This window comes from Streptomyces sp. NPDC093221, from assembly GCF_044753885.1.
In the GTDB taxonomy this organism is placed as follows: Bacteria; Actinomycetota; Actinomycetes; order Streptomycetales; family Streptomycetaceae; genus Actinacidiphila.
The window spans coordinates 670,582-693,522 of sequence record NZ_JBIVOA010000001.1; the positions used below are offsets into that span (position 1 = coordinate 670,582).

A 22,941-nucleotide genomic window follows, 5' to 3' on the forward strand; every position below is an offset into this window, starting at 1 on the left:
GGCGGCCCGCTCGCCGCGAGCCCACGCGCCGGGGAGCCGGTGCTCGGCGGCCCGCTCGCCGCGAGCCCACGCGCCGGGGAGCCGGTGCTCGGCGGCCCGCTCGCCGCGAGCCCACGCGCCGGGGAGCCGGTGCTCGGCGGCCTGCTCGCCGTGGGCCCTCGCGCCGGTGGCCCGGTGCTCGGCGCCCCGCTCGCCGCGAGCCCACGTCCCGGGGGGCCGGGGCCTTTGGGGGCGGAGCCCTTAACGGGTGAGGGCCCCGCGGCCGGTCGGCGTCAGGGCACGTGGCCGTAGGGCATCCTCGGCGAACCGGACGCCGGAGGGACCGGGGTACCGGGCAGAGCCGTCATCCGACGCACCGCGCAATCTTTCGACAGCACCGCCGCAGGCGGTACGCACCACCTCAAGGAGACTCGTGAAACCCGGACCGGACATTCTCATCGTCGGCGGCGGCCTCGGCGGCGTGGCGGCGGCACTCGCCGCGTGCCGCGCCGGGCGCGGCGTCGTACTGACCGAGGAGACCGACTGGATCGGCGGCCAGCTCACCTCGCAGGCCGTCCCGCCGGACGAGCACCCGTGGGTGGAACAGTTCGGCACCACCGCCTCGTACCGCCACCTGCGGGAATCCATCAGGTCGTACTACCGCCAGTGGTACCCGATGCGCTCGGAGGCGCTGGCCCTCACCGAGCTGAACCCCGGCGCCGGACGGGTCAGCAAGCTCTGCCACGAGCCGCGCGTCGGCCTCGCCGTGCTGGAGTCGATGCTCGCGCCGCACCTCGCGTCCGGCCGCCTCACGCTGCTGACCGAGCACCGCCCGGTCGCGGCGGCGGCCGAGGACGACACCGTACGGTCCGTCACGGTGGAGAGCCTGCGCGACGGCAGCCGCCGCACCATCGCGGCGCGGTACGTGATCGACGCGACCGAGACCGGCGAACTGCTGGAGCTGGCCGGTGTCGAACACGCCGTCGGCGCCGAGTCGCGCGACGAATTCGGCGAGCCGCACGCCCCGGAGACCGCCGACCCGCTCAACCAGCAGGGCATCACGGTGTGCTTCGCGCTCTCGCACCACGAGGGCGAGGACCACACCATCGACAAGCCCGCCGACTACGAGTTCTGGCGGGACTACCGCCCCGACTTCTGGCCGGGCCCGCTGCTCGGCTTCCTCGCCCCCGACCCGCGCACGCTCGAAGCGGTGCCGCGCACCTTCGTCCCCAACCCCGACCTCGACCCGCTCGACGTCAACGCCGACCAGTCGGAGGACGCGGGCGACAAGGAGCTGTGGGGCTTCCGCCGCATTCTGGCCCGCCGGTTGCACCGGCCCGGCGCCTTCGACTCCGACATCACGCTCGTCAACTGGCCGCTCAACGACTACTGGCTCAAGCCGCTGATCGGCGCGGGCCCCGAGACCTCGGCCCAGGCCGTGGCCGAGGCGCGGCAGCTGTCGCTGTCCGTCCTGTACTGGCTCCAGACCGAGGCGCCGCGCGCCGACGGCGGCAAGGGCTTCCCCGGCCTCAGGCTCCGCCCCGACATCACCGGCACCGCGGACGGCCTGGCCAAGGCGCCGTACGTCCGCGAGTCCCGCCGGATCAAGGCCGTCACCACCATCACCGAGCAGGACCTCGCGATCGACCTCGTCGGCCCGCACGGCGGCACCACGTACCGCGACTCGGTCGGCGTCGGCGGCTACCGCATCGACCTGCACCCGTCCACCGGAGGTGACAACTACATCGACATCGGCTCCGTGCCGTTCGAGATCCCGCTCGGCGCGCTCATCCCGCGCAGGGTCCGCAATCTGCTGCCCGCGGGCAAGAACATCGGCACCACCCACATCACCAACGGCTGCTACCGGCTGCACCCGGTGGAGTGGAACATCGGCGAGGTCGCCGGTGCCCTCGCCGCCCACTGCCTCGCCGAAGGCGTGGAACCGCACCGGGTCCAGGCCGAGGACAAGCGGTTCGACGCGTTCGCCGCCGTGCTCGACCGCGCCGGGATCCAGCGCCACTGGCCCGACGTGCGCGGCTACTGAGCGGGACCTGCCGCCCCCAAGGGAGAACGGCCGGACGGAAGCAGCTCCACCTGCCCCGCCCGGCCCACCGCCCGCGTATTCGCCAACACTGCACAAGGAGGTGCCCAGACCATGACCACCCACCGTATCCGCGTCGGCATCGACGTGGGCGGGACCTTCACCGACGCCGTGGCCGTAGACGCCGCGACCCTCGAACTCCGGGGGCAGGTGAAAGTGCCCACCAGCCACCACCACGAGGACGGCGTAGCCCACGGCATCGTCGAAGCGCTCGACCGCCTGCTGGAGCAGACCGGGAACGCCCCTGAGGACGTCGCCTTCCTGGCCCACGGTACGACCCAGGCTACCAACGCCCTCCTGGAGGGTGACGTCGCCACCGTCGGCCTGATCGGCATCGGTACGGGTCCGGGGGCCGCGTTCACCCGTCGGCTCGCGTCCTTCCGCAACCTCGAACTCACCCCCGGCAAGCGGCTCCCGCTGCACTACGCCCATGTCGCCGACCCCGACGACGCGGCCGATGTGCGCAGGGCCGTCGACGAGGTCGTACGGGAAGGCGCCGAAGTCCTCGTCGCCAGCCAGCCGTTCAGCGTCGACCGCCCCGAGGGCGAGGAGGCCGTGCTCGAAGCGGCCCGCGGCAAGGGCCTGCCGATGACGGCGGCCCACGGGATCACCTCGCTGTACGGGCTCCAGAAGCGGACCCGTACCGCCGTGGTCAACGCCGCGATCCTGCCGCGCATGCTCGCCACCGCCGACCTGGTCGACGCGGCCATCACCAAGGCGGGCGTCACGTCCCCGCTCATGGTGATGCGCTGCGACGGCGGCGTGATGTCGCTGGACGAGATGCGGCGCAGGCCGCTGCTGACCGTCCTGTCGGGACCCGCGGCCGGCGTCGCGGGCGCCCTGATGCAGGAGCGGATCAGCGAGGGCCTGTTCCTGGAGACCGGCGGCACCTCGACCGACATCAGCGTCGTACGGCGCGGCAAGGTCGCCGTCCGGCACGCCACGATCCTCGGCAAGACGTCCTATCTGTCCGCGCTCGACGTGCGGACGGTCGGCGTCGGCGGCGGGTCCATGGTCAGGATCAGCGGCGGTACGGGCGGTACGGGCGGTACGGGCAGGACCGGCGGCTCCGGCGGCTCCGGCGGGACGGGCGGCTCCGGCGGGACCGGCGGCTCCGGCCGGAAGGTCACCGCGGTCGGACCGCGCAGCGCCCACATCGCGGGCCTGCCGTACGCCTGCTTCGCCGACCCCGACGACCTGCGCGACGCCGCGCTCGCCACGGTCAGCCCGCTCGCCGACGACCCCGCCGACTACGCGGTCCTCGACGCCGCGGGCGGCCGGTTCGCGATCACCATGACCTGCGCGGCCAACGCGCTCGGCCGGGTCCCCGAGGGCGACTTCGCCCGCTCGGACCAGGAGACGGCCAAGGCCGCGCTGGCGCCGCTGGCCGCCGCGCTCGGCGTGGACGTCGCCACCGCCGCGACCCAGGTGCTCGACGCCGGTACGGCCCAGGTGAAGGCCGTGGTCGACACCCTGATCTCCGAGTACCGCCTGGACAAGGACAACGCCGTCCTGGTCGGCGGGGGCGGCGGCGCCGCGTCCGTGACACCGCACCTGGCCGTCGTCTGCGAACGCGAGGGCAGGATCGCCGCCCACAGCGAGGTCATCAGCCCCATCGGAGTCGCCCTCGCGCTGGTCCGCGAGCAGATCGAGCGGATCATCCCGGGCGCCGGACAGGAACAGATCCTGGCCGTACGGGCCGAGGCGGAACGCGCGGTCGTCGCCCAGGGCGCCGCCGCCGACGGCGTCGAGGTCGAGGTCACCGTCGACCCGCAGACCAGCACCGTACGCGCGGTCGCCACCGGCGCCACCGAACTGCGTACCCAGGACCGGGCCCACCGCGCCGACGACGGGGAACGGCTGCGCGCCGCCGCCGCCAGCCTCAAGGCCGACCCCGCCGAGGTGCGGGTGCTCGCGGGCACGCCCTCGCACACCGTGTACGGCACGGAGCTGCGCCGCCGGTACCGCGCCACCCGCCACCCCGTGCGGGTCGTGGACGCCGACGGAGTGGTCCGGCTGCACTCGCCCGACGCCCGCGTCGAGACCACCACGGCGGGCGCCGCGCCCCAAGTCCTCGCCACGCTCGTGGACGAGGTCACCTCGTACGGCGACGGCGGGGTCCGCGCGCCCGCGCTGCGGCTGCTCATCGGGTCCCGGATCTCCGACCTGTCGGGCGTCGTGGAACCGCAGTCGCTGCTCGCGCTCGCCCGCAGCGAACTGAGCAGCCGCGCTGCCGACGAGCCGGTGGTGGCCGTTGTGGAGGCACGGACATGACGGCATCCGTCCTGACCCGTACGCCCGACCTGGCCGCGCTGCGCCGCCTCGCCGACCTGGACGACGTCGAGTTCGGCGTGCGGCTGCTCGCGGGCACCCCGACCCACGAGGGCCGCGACCCCGCGCTGCTGCGTCAATGGGCCCGCGCGGCGGCCGAGTTCGGTGCCGCGCTCGCACCCGTCGCCTGCGCGGCGGACGTCGTGGAGAGCGACGGCGGCCTGGAAATGGGCCTGTTGGCGCGCTACACCTCGTGGCCCGACGCCATCGAGCTGTTCACCGACACGATCGCGGCGGCCGACGGCCTCGCGGAGCGGCTCGGCTGGCGCGACTGGTACCCGGCCGGTTCCGTCCGCGCCGCGGCCGTCGCCCACGAGGCCGCGCACGCGCGGCTCCACCACGGGCCGGCCAAGGCCGAGTTGAGGCGCGCGCTCGGCCATGTCGTGCTGCGGCTCGGCAGCCGCCGCTGGTACGGGCACGTCGCCGGCGCCGACGAGATCGCGGCGCACGCGTACGCCCGTACGGTCTGCGGTCTCGGCCGCAGTCCGCTGCTGCTGACGGCGGCGCTCGCCGAGTGGGTGACCGCGTCGCCGGGCACTGCGCCGGAGTCGCGTACCTCGCGGGCAGGCGCCTCTGTGGCGACCGCTGGGCAGGCACGTACCTCGCAGACACGCGCCCCTGTGGCGACCACCCCGCAAACACGTACCCCGCAAACACGGACCCCGCGGAGACGCACACCGCACGGAAGAGAGAAGTGACGCCATGGGTGTCGTCATTCTGCTGATCATGGCGGCGGGTGTCGCCGCGATGCTCACCCGCAAGCTCCCCACGGCCTTCGCACTCATCCTGCTGGCCGTCGCCATCGCCCTGGTCTCCGGGGCGCCGCTGACCGGCAAGAACAGCGTGCTGGACACGGTGCTCCAGGAGGGCGCCCCGGCGCTGGCCGCCACCATGATCGCGATCCTGCTCGGGTCGTGGCTCGGCAAGCTGCTGGACGAGACGGGCATCGCGGGCACCCTCGTCCGCAAGATCGTCGAATTCGGCGGCGACCGGCCCGTGGTGGTCGCGCTCGGCGTGCTGGCCGTCTCCACGCTGGTCGGCACGGTCACCGGCTCGGCGCCCGCCGCGATGCTCGCGGGCATCATCGGCATCCCCGCGATGATCGCCGTCGGCATCCCCAAGGCCACCGCCGCGGGCACGATCCTGATGGGCATCGCCGCCGGCATGCCGTTCGAACTGCCCGTCTGGCAGTTCTTCTCCACGGCGCTCGAACTGCCCGTGCACACCGTGCGCGGCTTCATGATCAAGCTGTTCCCGTTCGCGCTGGTCGCCGCGGTCCTCTTCGTCCTGATCGAGAACCGCCGCAAGGGCGTCGAGCACTCCTGGTCCCTCAAGTCGGTGGCCGAGCGGCCCGGGCCGAACTCCGGCACGCGCCGCAAGCAGCTCGGCGACGCGCCCTGGTACGCGCTGTTCACCCCCGCCGTGCCGCTGATCCTCGCGCTCGGCTTCGACATCGCGATCATCCCGTCGCTGCTGGCGGGCGTGCTCTACGCCCTGGTCACCACCACCCGGCCGCGCGAGATGAACAAGCGGCTGCTGCGTACGCTCTACGCCGGATTCGAGGTCGCGGCGCCGCCGATCACGCTCTTCATCTCCATCGGCATCCTGCTGGCGGCGGTGAAACTGCCCGGCGCGGTCGACGCGCTCGAACCGCTCGTGAAGGCCGTCAGCCCGCAGAACGCCGTGCTGTTCGTCCTGGTCTTCACCGTGCTCGTGCCGCTGTGCCTCTACCGCGGGCCGCTGAACGTGTTCGGTCTCGGCGCGGGCATCGCCGGGGTCCTGATCGCCGCGGGCGTGTACCCGGCGATCGCCGTCCTCGGCCTGACCACCTCGTACAACCAGGTCTTCGGCGTCGCCGACCCGACCAGTACGCAGACGGTCTGGGCCGCTCAGTACGCGGGCGTCACCCCGCAGACGGTGATGGTCCGCACGCTGCCGTACGTCTGGTGCGTCGCGCTCGGCGGCTTCTGCGTCACGGCCGTGCAGTACCTCTGAGCGGCTCGTCCGCGTTCCTTCGTACGTCCCGTACTTCCCGCTTCCCGTACTTCCCGTACTTCTGCCCTTTCCGACATCCCTCCGGGACGGAGTTCCCCATGTCAGAGCAGCAGAACCCGCAGAGTCCGCAGAGCCCGAGCCGTCGCGTCATCCTGCGCGGGGCCGTCGCCACCTCCGCCGCCCTCGCCGTGGGCACGACGGCGGGCACGGCGACGGCCTCGGCCGCCACCCCCGGCGGATTCCCCGACTACCGTTACGTCAAGACCCTTCTGACGCCGTCTCAGCTCGCGTACAACCCGACCGGCGAGATCATCTTCCCGTGCATACGCGGCACGGTCGGCCGCCTCACCGCGCCGCTCGGCCGCTACTACCTCTACTACGCGCCGCACGACGCCCCCGGCGGCGTCTGCCTCGCCTACGGCGACCACATCGAGGGCCCGTTCACGGAGTACGCGGGCAACCCGGTCGTCTCCCGCACGTGGTCGCCCCACTACTCGGTCAGCCATGTCTCGTCGCCGCACGTCATATGGGTCGAAGGCGCCAAGGAGATGTGGCTCTACTTCCACGGCGAGAACACCACGACCCGGCTCGCCCGGTCCAAGGACGGCATCCACTTCACGTACGACAAGGTGGTCCTGTCGACCTCGATGCTGCCGTCCGGCACCACCGAGACCTCCTACGCCCGGGTCTTCGCCCACGAACTCCCCGCGAAGAACGCCCACTTCGTCATGCTGTTCATGCTGAACAACACCACCAACCACCGTGACATCGGCTGGGGCTGGTCGGCGGACGCCCGCAACTGGACCTTCTCCCAGACGCCCCTCATCCGCCACACCGACGTCGGCGCGGGCGACGTCGGCGGCCCCCACCTGCTCACCCGCGACGGCAGCGCGTACGTCACCTACAACAAGGACAAGGCGCACGGCGGCGACCTGATGATCACCGAGGTCGGCAACGACTTCAGCCTCCGCAAGCACCTCGGCGTCTTCTTCAACTCCTCCGACGGAGCCCCCGACAACGGCCGCAGCGCCGCCCCCAGCTTCGGCACCGAGAACGGCGTCCCCTACATGGTCTACGAGTCCGGCGAACGCCTGGCCGGCAAAATCGCCGTAGCCCGCGGCTGACCCCCGCCCCTCACCCGCCCCCTCCCCGAACCGAGCCCGGCCCCGACGCACATCGCGCCGGGGCCGGACTCGTCGGACCGAGATCTGTGGTGCCCCCAACGGGATTCGAACCCGTGCTACCGCCTTGAAAGGGCGGCGTCCTGGGCCACTAGACGATGAGGGCTGGATGGCCGACCGTGGGCGCCGAGGCGCACGTCGGGGACGGGTGCAGCATATGGGATGGGCCGGGGGTTCGCCAAAACGCTTTTCGCGGCGGGGTGGCGGACAATGGGCAGCGTGCTGGAGATGACGCGTGAGGAGTTCGAAGAGCTGGTCGGGGAGGCGCTCGACCGGATTCCCGGCGAGCTGACCCGGCTGATGGACAACGTGGCGGTCTTCGTGGAGGACGAGCCCGCGCCGGGGGAGCCGGACCTGCTCGGGCTGTACGAGGGGACGCCGCTGACCGAGCGCGGCGAGTGGTACGCCGGGGTGCTGCCGGACCGGATCACCGTCTACCGGGGCCCGACGCTGCGGATGTGCGCCACGCGCGAGGAGGTCGTCGCCGAGACGGAGGTGACCGTCGTGCACGAGATCGCCCACCACTTCGGCATCGACGACGAGCGGCTGCACGCCCTGGGGTACGGGTGACGGTTTCGGGGGCCCTTTCGCGCTGACGGCCGCGGGCGGCGGCGCGGCTGCGCGCCACGGGTGACGCCAGGGACGCGGGGCGTGTCCTGGCGGGAGGCGCGGCGTTGGACACGGCGATCCGACCGCCGACCGGTGCGTACGGACGTGCGGCGGTACGACGACCGTACGACCGTACGCGTCCGCCTGTACCGAGCCCGAGGTGCGTACACGTGCTCCCTGCCCCAGACCGCCCCCGCGACCCCCGCCGCGACCGGGCCCGAGCCGTCCGTACGGGGCTGCGGTCCGCCGTCCTCGTCACGCTGGTGGCCGCCGGGGTCGCGGCGTGCGTGAGCGCGGGGAGCGAGTCCGACCCCAAGGCGCCGAAGCACGCGCCCGGCGTGAGCGCGGGGACCGTCGCGGACGGTTCGCGGGTCCCGCAGGGCGCGGGCGACCCGCACCGCGGCGGCGGCCCGATGTCCCCGTCCCCGTCCGTCACCGGTACGGCCTCGCCCGGCGACACGCGGGCCCCCGCGACGGCCCGGGCGGGCGGCGCGGGCGGCGGCCCGGCAGGACCCGGCGGCGTACCGACCGCCTCCGACGGCACCTCGGCGCCGCAGCCGACCGCCCAGCCCTCGCCGACGGCCTCCCAGCCGACCGGCCAGCCGACGACGGACGCGCCGACCGCGCCGCCGACCACCGACCCGCCGACCGCCAGCCCCAGCTCCGACCCCAGCGGGTCGCCCGACCCGAGCGCCGAACGGCGCGGGGACCGCCGCGACCGCTGACCGCATCGTGGCGGTATCGCCGCTGGTCAGCGCCCCGTCCGAAAGGCGATTGGCAAAGGCGCCGGCAGATGCGTATGCTGGTAGATCGTTTGATCCCACTGCCTGGCGCCTGATCCGATGTGCGCCGCGTGGCGCGTTCCTTTTCTCCTGTGGCTGACCGCATCGAGGCGGTTGTAAGCAACCTACGGAGCTGGCGCGTGCCGTAAGTCTCCGAGAGGTTTAGCTTCAGCATGTCCATTGACAGTGCCGACCGTTCCGTCATGCCCGAGAACGACGAGATCCTCGCCGTAGCGGACGTGGTGGACATCACCACCGCCGACACCGCAGAGAACACCGACATCACCGACATCACCGGCGCCGACGACGCGACCGACGTCCTCGACACCGGCATCACCACCGGCATCACCGACGTCATCGACGCGGACACCGAGGCCGACGCCGAGGACGACACCGACGCCGAGCCCACCGTGACCTTCGCCGACCTCGGCCTCGCCGACGGCATCGTCCGCAAGCTCGCGCAGAACGGCGTCACCACCCCCTTCCCGATCCAGGCCGCGACCATCCCGGACGCGCTGGCGGGCCGGGACATCCTGGGCCGCGGCCGTACCGGCTCCGGCAAGACGCTCTCCTTCGGCCTGCCGCTGCTGACCCTGCTGTCCGGCGGCCACACCGAGCGCAAGCGCCCCCGCGGCGTCATCCTCACCCCGACCCGCGAGCTGGCCATGCAGGTGGCCGACGCGCTCCAGCCGTACGGCGACGTCCTCGGCCTGAAGATGAAGGTCGTCTGCGGCGGCACGTCCATGCAGAACCAGATCTACGCGCTGGACCGCGGCGTCGACGTCCTCGTCGCCACCCCCGGCCGGCTGCGCGACCTGATCAACCGCGGCTCCGCCGTGCTCGACCAGGTGCAGATCGCGGTCCTCGACGAGGCCGACCAGATGGCCGACATGGGCTTCCTCCCCGAGGTCACCGAGATCCTCGACCTCATCCCGGCGGGCGGCCAGCGCCTGCTGTTCTCCGCGACGCTGGAGAACGAGATCGACAGCCTCGTCCGGCGCTACCTGGTCGACCCGGTCACCCACGAGGTGGACGCCGCCCAGGGCGCCGTCACCACCATGAGCCACCACGTGCTCGTCGTGAAGCCGAAGGACAAGGCGCCGGTCACCGCCGCCATCGCCGCCCGCAAGGGCCGCACGATCATCTTCGTCCGCACCCAGATGGGCGCCGACCGCGTCGCCGAGCAGCTCATCGAGGCCGGTGTCCGGGCCGACGCGCTGCACGGCGGCATGACCCAGGGCGCCCGTACCCGCACCCTTGAGGACTTCAAGGCCGGTCAGGTCAACGTCCTGGTCGCCACCGACGTCGCCGCCCGCGGCATCCACGTCGACGGCATCGGCCTGGTGCTCAACGTCGACCCGGCCGCCGACCACAAGGACTACCTGCACCGCTCGGGCCGTACCGCCCGCGCGGGCGAGTCCGGCACGGTCGTCTCGCTCGCCCTGCCGCACCAGCGCAAGCAGATCTTCCGGCTGATGGAGGACGCGGGCGTCGACGCCTCGCGCCACATCATCGGCGGCGCGGGCGTCTTCGACGAGGACGTCGCCAAGATCACCGGCGCGCGCTCGCTGACCGACGTCCAGGCCGACGCCGTACAGAACGCCGCTCTCCAGGCGGAGCGCGAAGTCGCCGACGTCACGCGTCAGTTGGAGCGGCTCCAGCGCCGCGCGACCGAACTGCGCGAGGAGGCCGACCGCCTCACCGCCCGTTCGGCCCGCGAGCGGGGTGAGGACCCGGAGGAGGCGGTGGCCGCCAAGGCCGCCGAACTCGCCGCCGAGGCCGCCGCGTTGGCCGCCGCCGCCCCGGCCCCCGTGCCGGAGCAGCGCGAGGACCGCCGCGACGACCGCGGCAACTTCGACCGCCGCAACGACCGTTCGTCCTACGGCAACCGCGACTCCCGTCCCTCGTACGGCAACCGTGACGACCGTCGCGACAGCCGCCCGTCGTACGGCAACCGTGACGACCGTCCCTCGTACGGCAACCGCGACGACCGCCGTGACAGCCGCCCGTCGTACGGCAACCGCGACGGCAACCGCGACTCCCGTCCGTCGTACGGCAACCGTGACGGCAACCGCGACGACCGCCGTGACAGCCGTCCGTCCTACGGCAACCGTGACGACCGCCGCGGCGACGACCGTCGTGACTCCCGCCCCTCGTACGGCGAGCGCAGCGGCCGTCCGTCCACCCCGTACACCAGCCGCGACAGCCGCGACTCGCGCCCCTCGTACGGCAACCGTGACGACCGCCGTCCCGCGTACAACAGCCGCGACGACCGCGACCGCCCCTTCAACCGCGACCGCCGCGACAGCAGCCGTCCGTCCACGTCGTCCTCGTACGACCGCCGCGACAGCCGCCCCTCCTACGGCGACCGCGACTCGCGTCCCTCGTACGGCAACCGTGACGACCGCCGCGCCCCCGGCGCCGCCCCGGCCGCCGGCTCCTCCTACGACCGCAAGCCCCGCTGGAAGCGCAACGGCTGACCGCTGACCGCTCAGCCGCAGAACGGGCCCGCCCGGTGTGATCACTTCACACCGGGCGGGCCCGTCCGCGTAGCCGGTTGCTAAGCTCTGCCGACTCTGCCGGGGGGCGGAGCGTATGCCCTGGGGAGGGAACCGGATGTCACGCCGTCTGGGATGGCCGCGGCGCGGGGTGCTCGCGGTGGTCGCCGCCGTCCTGACCGCCGGTCTCGGGCTCGGACCGCTGCCGGGCAGCGCGGCGGCCGACACGGCGCAGAACCCGGCCATCGCGCCGATCGGGACCACGGGCCCCGCCGGGGGACCGGTGACCGGCGTCGGCGCCACCGGGTACGTCCAACGCACCGACCACAGCGCTGTGTCGTTCAGCTACACCTGGCACTCCTTCGACGGCGTCGTGACCCGCGACCTCGGCGTGCTGCGCAACGCCCCCCGGCCGCTGCCGGGACCCGACGGCACCGAAGTGCTGGGCGTGCTGCCCGCGCTGGACCACCTCGTGCGAATCTACGACCTCGCCTCGGGGAAGTGGACGCAGTACCCGGTCCCGCCCGCGTACTCGCCGCTCGCCTTCTTCCCCAACGGCACCGGATGGACGATCCTCAGCCGGACACTCGCCACGGATTCGGGCGGCCACGTCACCTCGCAAGTCCTCCATCTGCTCGCCCCGGCCGCCGACGGCCAACTCTCCGAACGCCCGGTGACCGGCTGGCCCACGACGGGCGTCACCGGGCTGGACGGCTGGCGCAACAACCAGTCGCGCCTGGCGGTGGGTTACTCCCTCGGAGACGACCACCGGCTCGGCCTGATCGACTTCGCCACCGGCACCTTGGTGTCCTCGCAACCGCTGCCCGAGGCCGCTTCCATTTCCCGGCTGCCGCTGATCAACGACGTGTCCTTCGGCTGGTACGCCCACGGCACGGCCGAACTGCGGCCGATCGCGGACCCGCAGGCCGCACCGCGGCGCCTTACGGTGCCCGGCGGCGACACCACCGAATTCGTCACCAAGCTCACCGGCGACGCCCTGCTCGCCGTGCACGTGGATGCCACCATCCAGGACAGCAGGCGGGACCCGCTGTACTCCGTGCCGCTCGACGGCGGACCCGCGCGCGTACTGCTCGACGACGCGGGTCAGCCCGGTGTGGCCTCGGACGGCGGCTCCTATGCCGAGGGGAGCGACGGTTCCGGCGGCTGGGCCACCTACCGGATACCTGCGGTCGACGGTCCCCTCACCGTCCTGGGCCGGTTCACGACGTACACCCCCGAGCGGATCGGCCTCTCGCTCGCCCGCGGCCGGCTCACCTTCGTCCAGACCGCGCCCGGCACGTCCGTCACCTCGCGCACGTACACCGCCGACGTGGGCGACAATCTGACTCCCGGTCTGTTCAGCGAGCCGCAGCCGCTCAATTCGGGCACGCCGATGGACGACGCCATCCCGCGCTGCGGCGGTCAGGCCCGCTGCGTGCCGCTCGCCGACGGCGGGGGCACGACCGGCACCGGTGCTATCGAAGTGGACTACACCACAGGGCACGATTACGTGAAGGCGGTGGACGCCCCGTCGGGAGTCCTTCTCGACTCCAGCGGCGGCCGGATCGTCGCGGCCGGCAACCAGTACGTGCTGTACGAGAGCGGCTCCAACGGCAAGCAGTACGTCGTGAATCTCGCGGAGGGCCAGGTCACCTCCTCGGGCCCGATCACCACCGCCACGCTGTGGGGGGACACGATGTGGTCGGCCACGGCGACGGCGGGGCGGTTCATCACGACCGACCTCCTCACCGGCGGCGTGACCGGAACGGTGACGACGGACGTGCCGTGCGTACCGCGGGAGATCCAGGTACTGGGCCGCTGGCTCTACTGGTCCTGCGGCACGAACGGCCCCGCGGGTGTCCACGACCTCGACACGAAGAAGTCCGTCCGCGTACCAGCGGGCAACGCCCTGCTCGGCGACGGTTACGTCCTGCGGCACACCGACGGCCGGCTCACCCTGACCGACGTCCGCGGCGGCACCGCCGTCGACCGCACGATCGCGGATCTCCCCGCGAACGCCTACCCGGACGACCGCGGCGTCGTCTGGACGCTCGACAAATTCCGCGGCTTCCTCGCCTACACGGACGCCGACGGCACGACCCACGTCGTCCCGTCCGGTCTGCCGAGGACCGCGACCACGGTGCTGACGACCAGGAACGAGCCGCTCATGGAGGTGTACTACGCCCCGTGGACACCGCGGTGGGACCTCACGGGGCCGATCACCCACTGGACGGTGGAGCTGAGGAAGAAGGGGGTGTCCGCGGTCGTCCGTACGTTCCGCGGCACCGCCCGGGACACCGTCTCCCTGACCTGGGACGGTGCCAGGGACAGCGGCGCCGTGCCCGTGACCGGCGACTACATCTGGACACTGAGCCTGTGGACCCGGGACGCGCTCGTGCCGGTCACCACGAGCACCGGCACCGTGGCCGTCCACGGCGGGAGCGCCGAGCCGCGGGACTACACGCGCGACGGCGTCGGCGACCTGCTCGCGGTGACCTCGGCCGGCCGGCTCGACATCAGGACGGGTACGGGCACCGGTTCCGTCAGCGGGGGTTCCGGCCCGCAGGGGGCGGGCTGGCCGATGTCGTCCACGCTCGTCGCGGTCAACGACCTGACCGGCAACCGGTGCAACGACCTGCTGGTGCGCAACTCCGCCGGTCAGCTCACGCGTTACGACGACAAGTGCGGCGCGGCGCTCACACCCGCACTGTCGCGCAGGGTGATCGGGTCGGGCTGGAACACGTACAACTCCCTTGTCTCGCCCGGCGATCTGACCGGCGACGGCCGCCCCGACCTGCTCGGGCGGGACGCCGCGGGCGTCCTGTGGCGGTACGACGGCACGGCCGCCGGCGTGTTCACGGCGCGGGTGAGGATCGGGTCCGGCTGGAACACGTACAACCTGCTGGTCGGCGCCCAGGATGTGACCGGTGACGGCCTCGCCGATCTGCTCGCCCGTGACGCGGCGGGTGTGCTGTGGCGCTACGACGCCACGGGCGCGGGCACGTTCAAGCCGCGCGTCAAAATCGGCTCCGGCTGGAACGTCTACAACGCCCTCGTCGGCGTCGGCGACATCACCGGAGACGGCCGCGCCGACCTCGTCGCCCGTGACGCGGCGGGCGTGCTGTGGCGCTACTCCGGTACGGGCACCGGGCAGTTCGGCGCGCGGGTGAAGATCGGCACGGGGTGGCAGACGTACAAGTCCCTGTTCTGAGACCCGGCCCGCGGCGCGGAGCCGCGCTTCTTCGCCTGTGCTCCGCGCCTCTTCGCCCGTACTCCGCGCTTCTTCGCCAGTGCTCCGGGCTTCATCAGGCGTCCGCTGCGGACGCCTTCCTCAGGGATCAGCAGGAGGAACGGGTGGCCAAGCGCACCCTTGTCCGCGGCGGCGTCGCCGTCGCGATATCGCTCGCCCTCGCGGCGGGCGCGGCACCGTTCACGGGCGCGGGGCCGGCCGCCGCGGCGGAACCGGCGCCGTACGACGTGGTCGTGCCGCCGGTGAACAAGCCCGTGCTCGCCGAGGAATGGGTCGTCTCGTCCGGCGCCACCGGCTACCTGAGGGTGTTCGGCGGCGTCGACCAGTGGGTGCCGTACGGGACCGGGGCGCCGCGGACGCTCGGCAGCGGGGGCACCAATCTCGTGCTCCTGCCCGGCGGCGCGGAACGGTACGCCAGCACGAACCTCCGGAAGGGCGTGCGGCTGCTCGACCCGGCGGCCGGCACCGCCGTCGACTTCGCGCTGCCGCCCGGCCACACCTACCGCAGCGCGATCGGCACGCCCGACGGGTGGGCCGTGATCACGACGACGGACGACACCGACGGCACCACCGTCACCGGCCAGACCGTCCACCTGCTGACCGTTGCCGGGGACGCGACCGCCTTCACCGAGCGCCCGCTGACCGGGCTGCCCACGGGCGCCACGTACACCGCCACGCTGCTGCGCGGCGAGCGCGCGACGCGCGTCGTGGTCGCCACCACGGTCGCGGGCCAGATGAGCCTCAGCGTCCTGGACCTCACGACCGGCGCCGTCGTCCGCACGATGGAGCCACCCGCGGGCGTCCCCAAATTCAGCAACACGCGTTCCTTCGGCTGGTACAGCGCCGGTGTTCTGACGTACTACTCCCTGGACGACCCGCAGGCCGCGCCCCGTACGGTCGCCCTGCCGCCCGAGGCGCACGCCGACACCACCACGTACGCCGTCACCCTGTCCGACACCGCGCTGCTCGCCGTCCGCAAGGCCTCGGTCTGGAACGACGGCCGGGCCGACCCGCTGTACTCGGTGCCGCTGGACGGCGGCCCGGTCACCCAGCCGCTGCCGGACGCCGCGGCCCCGACCGCGTCGCAGGACGGCGGCACGGTCGTGAGCGGCGGCGCCGACTCGGACCACTGGAACTCCTACCGTTTCGCGCCGTCCGGGGCTGCCCCCGTCACGCTGTTCCACCACGAGGTCGAGAAGCCGGTACGGTACGGGCTCGCGCTGGCCCGAGGCCGTCTGAGCTTCATGGAGGGCATGCCGGACTGGACGGGTGCCGTCCCCGGAGCGCGTTTCTACGCACAGGACGAGGGGACGGGAGCGGTCCCGCAGCCCGTCACCGGGCCCCCGCACACCGTCGTGGAACCGAGCCCGGTCTCCACCTGCGGCGCGCCGGGCCACTGCGCGGTCAGCCTGGTCGCGGGCAGCGAAGGGCAGGGCACCGCCTACATCCGCGACAGTGTCGGCGGTGTCGGCGGTGACGTGGTCGACGTCATGAGCGGCGGCGGGTTCTACGGCGTCCAGGTCGCCGCGACCGGCGGCCGGATCGTGGACGCGTCGGAGAGATTCACGCTCTACAACGGTGGCTCCAACGGCCGTCAGTACGTCATCTCGCCCGGATACCGGAAGGTGGTCATCTCCCGGCCGACCGTCCCGGCGGCGCTGTGGGGCGACATCCTGTGGAGTGCGACCGCCGCCAAGGGGCAGCTCACCTCGACGGATCTGCGGAGCAACGACTCGACGGGGCCGGCCGCGCCGTCCTCGCTCACCACCGACGCGCCCTGCGCGATCAAGGAAGTGCAGGCGCTGGGACGCCTGTTGTACTGGTCCTGCGGCGCGAGCGGTCCGGCCGGTGTGTACGACCGTACGGCGAAGAAGTCCGTCGCCGTACCCGCGGGACCCGCCCTGCTCGGCGACGGCTTCGTCGTACGCCACTCCGGTGACCAACTCACGCTCACCGACGTGCGGTCGGGCACGTCGGGCGCGGGGAAGACGCGTGTCGTGGCCGAGCTGCCCGCCGACCCGAAGGCGCCCGGCGGTGACCGCGGACTCTCGTGGACGGTGGACAAGTACCGCGGCGGGATCGCGTATACGGCCCCCGACGCGTCAATTCACCTGATTTCCGCGGGGATCGCCCCGTCGGCGCTCAACGCCCTCTGGTCGCAGGTCGATCTGCCGGTCAGGCCGCGGCAGGCGAACAGCCGATGGCAGGGCTGGTGGGTGCTCAGCGGTGCCACCTCCGGGTGGAAGATCGACTTCCGCAACGCGGCGACCGGCGCGCTCTTCGCGACCGTCACCGGCGGGGCGGCCCGCGCGGAGGTCTTCGCGAACTGGGACGGCAAGAACGCCAAGGGCGCGTACGCCCCGGACGGCACCTACCGCTGGACGCTGACCGCCACCCCGGCCAACGGCCTGAGCCCCGGCACCACGGCCTCCGGCATGGTCGGGGTCGCCCGTTCCAGCCCCAACCACCACGCCCTCACCTCCGGAGCCGACGGCGGAGTCGTCGGCCTCACCCCGGGCGGCGTTCTGCGGCTGTACGTGGGCAATGGTTCCGGCGGCCTGTTGTCGCCCCGGACCGCCGACCACGGCTGGCCGACCACCGCCGCGTATCTCGCCTTCGACGACCTGGACGACAACGGCTGCGGCAATCTGCTGGTGCGCACCAGCGACGGTCAACTGCGTTCCTATCCGGGTGGTTGCGAGGGCTCCTTCCTGCGGTCCCAGCCGTCCAAGCTGATCGGATCCGGCTGGAACATCTACAACTCCCTTCTCTCGCCCGGTGATCTGACCGGCGACGGCCGCTCCGACCTGCTCGCGCGTACGCCCGGCGGCGATCTCTACCTCTACGCGGACAACGGCGCGGGCTCCTTCAGGACCCGGGTCAGGATCGGGCACGGATTCGGGATCTTCTCGGCGATCGTCGGGACGGGCGACCTGACGGGCGACGGCGTCGGCGACATCGTCGCGCGGGACACGTCCGGCGTGCTGTGGCGGTACGACGGCGACGGCACGGGCGGCCTGAAGGCGCGGGTGCGGATCGGCTCGGGCTGGAACACGTACAACGTCCTCGTCGGCCCCGGTGACCTGAACCGGGACGGTCGCGCGGATCTGCTGGCGCGGGACGCGGCGGGCGGGCTGTGGCGGTACGCGGCGACGGCGAACGGGCAGTTCGGCGCGCGGGTGCGGGTCGGGACGGGGTGGAACGGGTACGGGCGGCTCTTCTGAGGGCGTGTGCATGTCATGCCCTGGGTGCGGGAAGCCTGGGGCATGACACCTGAGGACGTCCCTGTCTCCGCGGCCCCCGTTTCCTCGTCCGTTACCTCTCCCGTTTCCTCGTCCGTGTCGGACGAGGAGCGGCTCGCGCAGCTCGGCTACACGCAGAATCTGGCGCGCCGGATGTCGGCGTTCTCGAACTACGCGGTCTCGTTCACGATCATCTCGGTGCTGTCCGGCTGTCTGACGCTGTACCTGTTCGGGATGAACACCGGCGGCCCGGCCCTGATCACCTGGGGCTGGGTCGGGGTCGGCCTGATGACGCTGGTCGTCGGGCTGGCGATGGCCGAGATCTGTTCGGCGTACCCGACGTCCGCGGGCCTGTACTTCTGGGCGCACCGGCTGGCCCCGGAGCGCAGCGCCGCCGCGTGGGCGTGGTTCACCGGCTGGTTCAACGTCCTCGGCCAGGTCGCCGTCACCGCGGGCATCGACTTCGGCGCGGCGTCGTTCCTGGGCGCGTATCTGAACCTCCAGTTCGACTTCCGCGTCAGCCCCGGCCGGACGATCCTGCTCTACGCCGCGATCCTGCTCCTGCACGGCCTGCTCAACACCTTCGGCGTACGGATCGTCGCCGTCCTGAACAACGTCAGCGTCTGGTGGCACGTGCTCGGCGTCGGCCTGATCGTCGGCGCGCTCGCCTTCGTGCCCGACCACCACCGGTCGGCGAGCTTCGTGTTCACGCACTACGTGAACAACACCGGCTTCGGCAGCGGCATTTACGTGGTGCTGATCGGCTTGCTGATGGCGCAGTACACATTCACCGGGTACGACGCCTCCGCGCACATGACCGAGGAGACGCACGACGCCGCCACCGCCGGTCCGCGCGGCATCGTCCGTTCCATCTGGACGTCCTGGATCGCGGGCTTCGTGCTGTTGCTCGGCTTCACCTTCGCGATCCAGTCGTACGACGCCGAGTTGGGCTCACCGACCGGCGCGCCGCCCGCGCAGATCCTGCTCGACGCGCTCGGCGCGACCAGCGGCAAACTCCTGCTGCTCGTCGTCATCGGCGCCCAGCTCTTCTGCGGCATGGCGTCCGTGACCGCCAACAGCCGTATGATCTACGCCTTTTCACGCGACGGCGCGCTGCCCTACTCGCGCGTCTGGCGCACCGTCAGCCCGCGCACCCGTACCCCCGTCGCCGCCGTCTGGCTCGCCGCGGCCGGCGCGCTCTGCCTCGGCCTGCCGTACCTCATCAACGCCACCGCCTACGCCGCCGTCACCTCGATCGCCGTCATCGGCCTCTACATCGCCTACGTCATCCCCACCCTGCTCCGCCTCCGCAAAGGCCCCGCCTTCGAGCCCGGCCCCTGGCACCTCGGCCGCTGGTCCCGCCCCATCGGCGTCGTCGCCGTCGCCTGGGTCGCCCTCATCACCGTCCTCTTCATGCTCCCCCAGCTCTCTCCCATCACCTGGAAGACCTTCAACTACGCCCCCATCGCCGTCCTCGTCGTCCTCGGCTTCGCCACCACCTGGTGGCTCGTCTCCGCCCGCCACTGGTTCCTCCGCCGCCCCACGGACACCCCCCAGCCCTAGGGCCTGTCCGGCGCCAGGCGCCGCCTGGACCGCCCATGATCCGCCGGACAGGCCCTAACCGGTTCGGCCTCCCCCGCAGGTCCCAGCTATGCTGCGGGGAGCGGGCCCTTAGCTCAATTGGCAGAGCAGTGGACTTTTAATCCATTGGTTGTGGGTTCAAGTCCCACAGGGCCTACAGGGTCAGGTCTCGTGACGAGGCGCTGACCTGCGGTTATAGTGCCCCGGTCGCCTGATGGCGGCCGGGGCACCGGCGTGCGGGGGCCGTGCGTGAGCGGGAGCGCGACGGCGAGGTTGTCGTGGCCGCAGCCACGCGGGGCACTGCCGCGGTGAGGACAGGTGACGGCTGTACCGCACCGCGACGGGTACCTACAGCTCCTTTGGCCGCCGACGGCGCGGCCAGGCGTCTACAGCCTGCTCAGGTCGGTGTCGCTGCCGCCATTTGCGCGCGGCCTCTTCGTTGAATCCGTGGGACCGGAGGACATCGAGGGCGGCTGCTCGCACGGCCCGCGCGTCGTCTGCCCGGTTAAGGCGGCCCTTCATGCGTGTCACCACGTCGTCGAGTTCGTACTCGTAGCGGCCGTTGACCTTCTGAGCGAACAGCGGCAATAGCTTGTAGTAGCGACGTTCGCTGATACCGACCTGCGTCCAGGGGTACCGTTCCGGAGCCTCCCCTTTCCTTCGCAAACCTCCTCCATGCTCGATCAACGGGGCGTTGAACTTGCTCGGTCCGGATGCGCGCGACGAATGCCCCGTCTGCGCTGTCCCTGGAGCCGACGATGAGATCGGGGACGTCCACAAAGGGCAATCCGGCCGCGCACAGCGAAAGGCTCCGGCCGTTCGGCGGGGGCGACGTGGGCTGGGCCCGGCGTCACGCCTGGGCGCGGACCAGGAGCGTACCGATGTGGTCGGGTTCGGGGGCGTCGAGGACGCGGGCTTGGGCATCGGTGAAACCGGCCCGGGCCAGCAGGCGTTCCCATACGGGCGGGCGGTAGCTGTAGCGGTAGGTGAACATGGCCTTCCCCGCGAAGCCACCCTTGTACATGCCCTGTGGGCCGTAGGCGCCCGGGATCGCGGGTGGCTGGGAGAAGACGAAGGTCCCGCCGGGATTGAGCCGGCGGCGGACGAGGGGGAAGAGCTTCGACGGGTCGGCGAACCAGGCCGCGCCGAAGATCGAGTACACCGCGTCGTAGGTCTCCGCGGTGGAGCCGAGGTAATCCAGCACTTCGGCGCAGTGGAACTGCGCTCCCGACGGGGCCCAGCGCTCAGAGATCTTCTCGACCATCACCGGAGACAGGTCCACGCCCGTGGCCTTCACGCCGCTCTGCGCCAGGTGCGCGAGCGCGCGTCCGGTGCCGCAGCCGATCTCCAGGACGCTGCCGGGGTCGCCCAGGAGCTCAGGGCCGGGGCCGTGTCCGGCGTACTGCGTCCAGTGGAAGACCGGCTCGGCTTCGTCCTTGAAAGCAGCGCGGGCGTAGGTGTCCCACAGTTCGGTCTCGGCGACGATGTCGTGTTGCGCAGGCATATCTGTCCTCTGCTTGCCGAAGAAGGCGGCGCCCCGCCCCATGATGCCCGCAGGCACCGGACGAGCGGGGCACCGTTCGGTTCAGTGGCTGTCGGGGACCTTGTTGTCGCACGGCGAGCAGTCCGTGCCGTCGATCGCCCACAGCTCGGTGTCGATCTCGAAGCCGATCGAGGTGAGGAAGTCGGCGGTGCGCAGGCACAGTCCGTCGCTGCGGCGCTCGATGAACGGAGCGTGGTGCTTGTACCGCCCGCCGTTGTAGAGATCGCAGAGGGCGAACCAGACAGGCGTGTCGAGGATGAGTTGGTGGACGCCGATGTCGACGAGTTTGCCGACCCCGAGGTGCACCTCGGGGTGCTCGATGCAGGCGAGGGTGTACATGACGGCGTTGCCGAGGATCCGTTCGGCCATGTCGCGGACCATGGTGTGGTCACGCAGCAGGAGGGCGATCTCGCGGTCCCAGAGCGTCATGCCGCTGTCGCGGATATTGACGGTCAGGTGCGCGATGTGCGGCTGGACGGCGTTGAGGAGTTCCTTCGGGTCCCGAGTGCGTGACTCGACACCACTGTCGATCTGCGGGGCTGTGGTCATGATGCTGTCCTCCTGATCTGGGGAATCGATAAGGCTTCTGGTTCGCCCGTGACTGCTGGAACCTCCTCGGCACCCTGAAGGCGTGACGTCGTGCAGTCCGGGGTCCGGTAACCGATGACGTCCACTGGCGCCGGCGGCTCTCCATGGGCGCTCGCACAGCCGCGCCAACAGGGAAGGGGAAGGGCCGGGGCGCCGAGTGTGCGGGTTATGTGCGGCCCGGCGGACCTGAGGCTGGCGAGCGATGCTGGGCTGACGGTTGGTGGGCGGCCCAGTCCTCGCGGGCGGCGATGAGCGCGGGGCGTACCTTCTCGTCGAGGAAGTTGGCGTGGGCGCGGAGCTTCGCGGCGGCCTCGGCGACTCCCGGCGGGTCCAGGCCGAGGATCCAGCGCCCCACGCAGACCTGGAGGTTGACGACTGGCACTCGGAGGTGCGGGTCCTCGTCGTACGGGTCGCAGTCGATGCTTCCCTCCAGGACGGCGTCCTCCTCGGCTCCGTCCCAGTGGTCCGGCGCGACGATCGGCATCATCAGGCCCTCGAAGAAATTCCGGTGGTTGATGTGTGCGAGGCGGGACGGGAGTTGGTCGGAAGGCACCCCAACCTCCGACGGGTCGTCCTCGGCCCACGCGGGCAGGTAACCGGAGGTCGCAGAGCCGTCGGTGGTGGTGATCCTCCACAGCCCCGGCGTGCTCCACGGTTGCGGCTGATGCCGTGACGCCGCCGCGAGGCTGTGGTGGTCATCCGGCCCGACCTCGAACCAGACGACCTTGCCCGCCGGATCAGGACTGCTTCCCCACACAGCGGACAGAGCCTCCACCAGGAGCAGGCCCCGCCCGTCCTCGGCGTCCACCGAACCGTGGCGTGGTCGCGGGCGAGCCGGGTCCGAATCGGTGACCTCGACCCGGATCCGTACCCCGGTCCATCGCACGGCCACCGCGCACGGGGCTCGGCTGTAGCGGATGGCGTTCGTGATCAGTTCCGTCGACAGCAGTTCCAGGTCCTCGTACGCCCCGTCCGCCAGAGGTATGTCCCAACTCCGCACCAGCGCAGCGATCTTGCGCCGAGCGTCGGGCACCGCCTCGGACTCGGCTTCGACCCGGAATCCGAATGGGCTCGCGCGATGGCCGGCCATCATGTGCGGCCCTGCACGTGAAGTCGGCCGCGATGACGCGGAAGTACGGTGCTGGGCATGGTGCTTGACCTCTCAGAAGCGTGACGGAGGGATTGACGACGCACCGTTGCGTCACCAGGAGCAACGGAGCACCCTCAGTACACGACTGCGTGCCGCACGCAAGAGACTCCA

13 protein-coding genes, 2 tRNA genes and 1 pseudogene are annotated in these 22,941 nt (G+C 71.9%); 12 read left to right on the forward strand and 4 right to left on the reverse strand.

Going from position 1 to position 22,941, the window contains the following annotated elements:
- The first annotated feature begins 412 nt into the window (after nucleotides 1-412).
- The 5 genes and pseudogenes from ACIQCJ_RS02980 to ACIQCJ_RS03000 all read left to right on the forward strand — a co-directional run bounded on the left by ACIQCJ_RS02980 (nucleotide 413) and on the right by ACIQCJ_RS03000 (nucleotide 7,530).
- Nucleotides 413-2,023 (forward strand): FAD-dependent oxidoreductase, encoded by a 1,611-nt coding sequence (locus ACIQCJ_RS02980; RefSeq protein WP_355336180.1) that lies wholly within the window; start codon nucleotides 413-415, stop codon nucleotides 2,021-2,023.
- A gap of 111 nt (nucleotides 2,024-2,134) precedes the next feature.
- The gene (locus ACIQCJ_RS02985) at nucleotides 2,135-4,354 is read left to right on the forward strand and encodes a hydantoinase/oxoprolinase family protein (RefSeq protein ID WP_402710516.1); all 2,220 of its coding nucleotides are present in this window, start codon (nucleotides 2,135-2,137) and stop codon (nucleotides 4,352-4,354) included.
- A pseudogene (locus tag ACIQCJ_RS02990) lies at nucleotides 4,351-4,965 on the forward strand (hypothetical protein); the annotation flags it as partial. The gene ACIQCJ_RS02985 and the pseudogene ACIQCJ_RS02990, both read left to right, overlap by 4 nt.
- A 148-nt stretch (nucleotides 4,966-5,113) precedes the next feature.
- A complete protein-coding gene (locus tag ACIQCJ_RS02995) occupies nucleotides 5,114-6,406 on the forward strand; it encodes a transporter (RefSeq protein WP_355336186.1) in 1,293 nt (430 codons plus the stop codon).
- A 98-nt stretch (nucleotides 6,407-6,504) separates the two neighbouring features.
- Entirely contained in the window at nucleotides 6,505-7,530 is a 1,026-nt protein-coding gene (locus tag ACIQCJ_RS03000) for a hypothetical protein (protein WP_355336188.1), read from the forward strand.
- Nucleotides 7,531-7,617: 87 nt separating this feature from the next.
- On the opposite strand, the gene ACIQCJ_RS03005 is transcribed toward ACIQCJ_RS03000, so the two are convergent.
- Nucleotides 7,618-7,693, reverse strand: a tRNA-Glu gene (locus ACIQCJ_RS03005).
- Nucleotides 7,694-7,806: 113 nt separating this feature from the next.
- Between ACIQCJ_RS03005 and ACIQCJ_RS03010 the strand changes: the two genes are divergently transcribed.
- The 7 genes from ACIQCJ_RS03010 (at nucleotide 7,807) to ACIQCJ_RS03040 (ending at nucleotide 19,706) form a co-directional block, all read left to right on the forward strand.
- Complete coding sequence (locus tag ACIQCJ_RS03010) at nucleotides 7,807-8,157, forward strand: metallopeptidase family protein (RefSeq protein ID WP_355336196.1); 351 nt, start codon at nucleotides 7,807-7,809, stop codon at nucleotides 8,155-8,157.
- A 209-nt stretch (nucleotides 8,158-8,366) separates the two neighbouring features.
- Complete coding sequence (locus ACIQCJ_RS03015; RefSeq protein ID WP_355336197.1) at nucleotides 8,367-8,921, forward strand: hypothetical protein; 555 nt, start codon at nucleotides 8,367-8,369, stop codon at nucleotides 8,919-8,921.
- 230 nt (nucleotides 8,922-9,151) lie between these two features.
- Nucleotides 9,152-11,458 carry a DEAD/DEAH box helicase gene (locus tag ACIQCJ_RS03020; protein ID WP_402710517.1) on the forward strand — a complete coding sequence of 769 codons (2,307 nt, stop codon included), beginning with the start codon at nucleotides 9,152-9,154 and terminating at the stop codon, nucleotides 11,456-11,458.
- A 136-nt stretch (nucleotides 11,459-11,594) separates the two neighbouring features.
- Nucleotides 11,595-14,687: an FG-GAP repeat domain-containing protein gene (locus tag ACIQCJ_RS03025; RefSeq protein ID WP_402710518.1), complete on the forward strand. Its 3,093-nt coding sequence runs from the start codon at nucleotides 11,595-11,597 to the stop codon at nucleotides 14,685-14,687.
- Nucleotides 14,688-14,830: 143 nt separating this feature from the next.
- Nucleotides 14,831-17,950, forward strand: a complete 3,120-nt coding sequence (locus tag ACIQCJ_RS03030; protein ID WP_402710519.1) for an FG-GAP-like repeat-containing protein — start codon at nucleotides 14,831-14,833, stop codon at nucleotides 17,948-17,950.
- A 42-nt stretch (nucleotides 17,951-17,992) separates the two neighbouring features.
- Nucleotides 17,993-19,531 (forward strand): amino acid permease, encoded by a 1,539-nt coding sequence (locus ACIQCJ_RS03035; protein ID WP_402710520.1) that lies wholly within the window; start codon nucleotides 17,993-17,995, stop codon nucleotides 19,529-19,531.
- Nucleotides 19,532-19,633: 102 nt separating this feature from the next.
- Nucleotides 19,634-19,706: transfer RNA gene (locus ACIQCJ_RS03040), tRNA-Lys, on the forward strand.
- A 693-nt stretch (nucleotides 19,707-20,399) separates the two neighbouring features.
- On the opposite strand, the gene ACIQCJ_RS03045 is transcribed toward ACIQCJ_RS03040, so the two are convergent.
- From ACIQCJ_RS03045 to ACIQCJ_RS03055, 3 genes are all read right to left on the reverse strand, one after another.
- A complete protein-coding gene (locus tag ACIQCJ_RS03045; RefSeq protein WP_402710521.1) occupies nucleotides 20,400-21,053 on the reverse strand; it encodes a class I SAM-dependent methyltransferase in 654 nt (217 codons plus the stop codon).
- 81 nt (nucleotides 21,054-21,134) lie between these two features.
- Entirely contained in the window at nucleotides 21,135-21,641 is a 507-nt protein-coding gene (locus ACIQCJ_RS03050) for a hypothetical protein (protein ID WP_402710522.1), read from the reverse strand.
- 205 nt (nucleotides 21,642-21,846) lie between these two features.
- Nucleotides 21,847-22,773 carry an ATP-binding protein gene (locus ACIQCJ_RS03055; protein WP_402710523.1) on the reverse strand — a complete coding sequence of 309 codons (927 nt, stop codon included), beginning with the start codon at nucleotides 22,771-22,773 and terminating at the stop codon, nucleotides 21,847-21,849.
- Nucleotides 22,774-22,941: the final 168 nt, after the last annotated feature.

Bases quoted from the DNA above. Each gene is read 5' to 3' on its own strand.
- ACIQCJ_RS03025 (WP_402710518.1), top strand. From the start codon at position 11,595: ATGTCACGCCGTCTGGGATGGCCGCGGCGCGGGGTGCTCGCGGTGGTC.
- ACIQCJ_RS02985 (WP_402710516.1), top strand. From the start codon at position 2,135: ATGACCACCCACCGTATCCGCGTCGGCATCGACGTGGGCGGGACCTTC.
- ACIQCJ_RS03000 (WP_355336188.1), top strand. From the start codon at position 6,505: ATGTCAGAGCAGCAGAACCCGCAGAGTCCGCAGAGCCCGAGCCGTCGC.
- ACIQCJ_RS03055 (WP_402710523.1), bottom strand. From the start codon at position 22,773: ATGATGGCCGGCCATCGCGCGAGCCCATTCGGATTCCGGGTCGAAGCC.
- ACIQCJ_RS03050 (WP_402710522.1), bottom strand. From the start codon at position 21,641: ATGACCACAGCCCCGCAGATCGACAGTGGTGTCGAGTCACGCACTCGG.
- ACIQCJ_RS03020 (WP_402710517.1), top strand. From the start codon at position 9,152: ATGTCCATTGACAGTGCCGACCGTTCCGTCATGCCCGAGAACGACGAG.
- ACIQCJ_RS03035 (WP_402710520.1), top strand. From the start codon at position 17,993: ATGACACCTGAGGACGTCCCTGTCTCCGCGGCCCCCGTTTCCTCGTCC.
- ACIQCJ_RS02995 (WP_355336186.1), top strand. From the start codon at position 5,114: ATGGGTGTCGTCATTCTGCTGATCATGGCGGCGGGTGTCGCCGCGATG.
- ACIQCJ_RS03045 (WP_402710521.1), bottom strand. From the start codon at position 21,053: ATGCCTGCGCAACACGACATCGTCGCCGAGACCGAACTGTGGGACACC.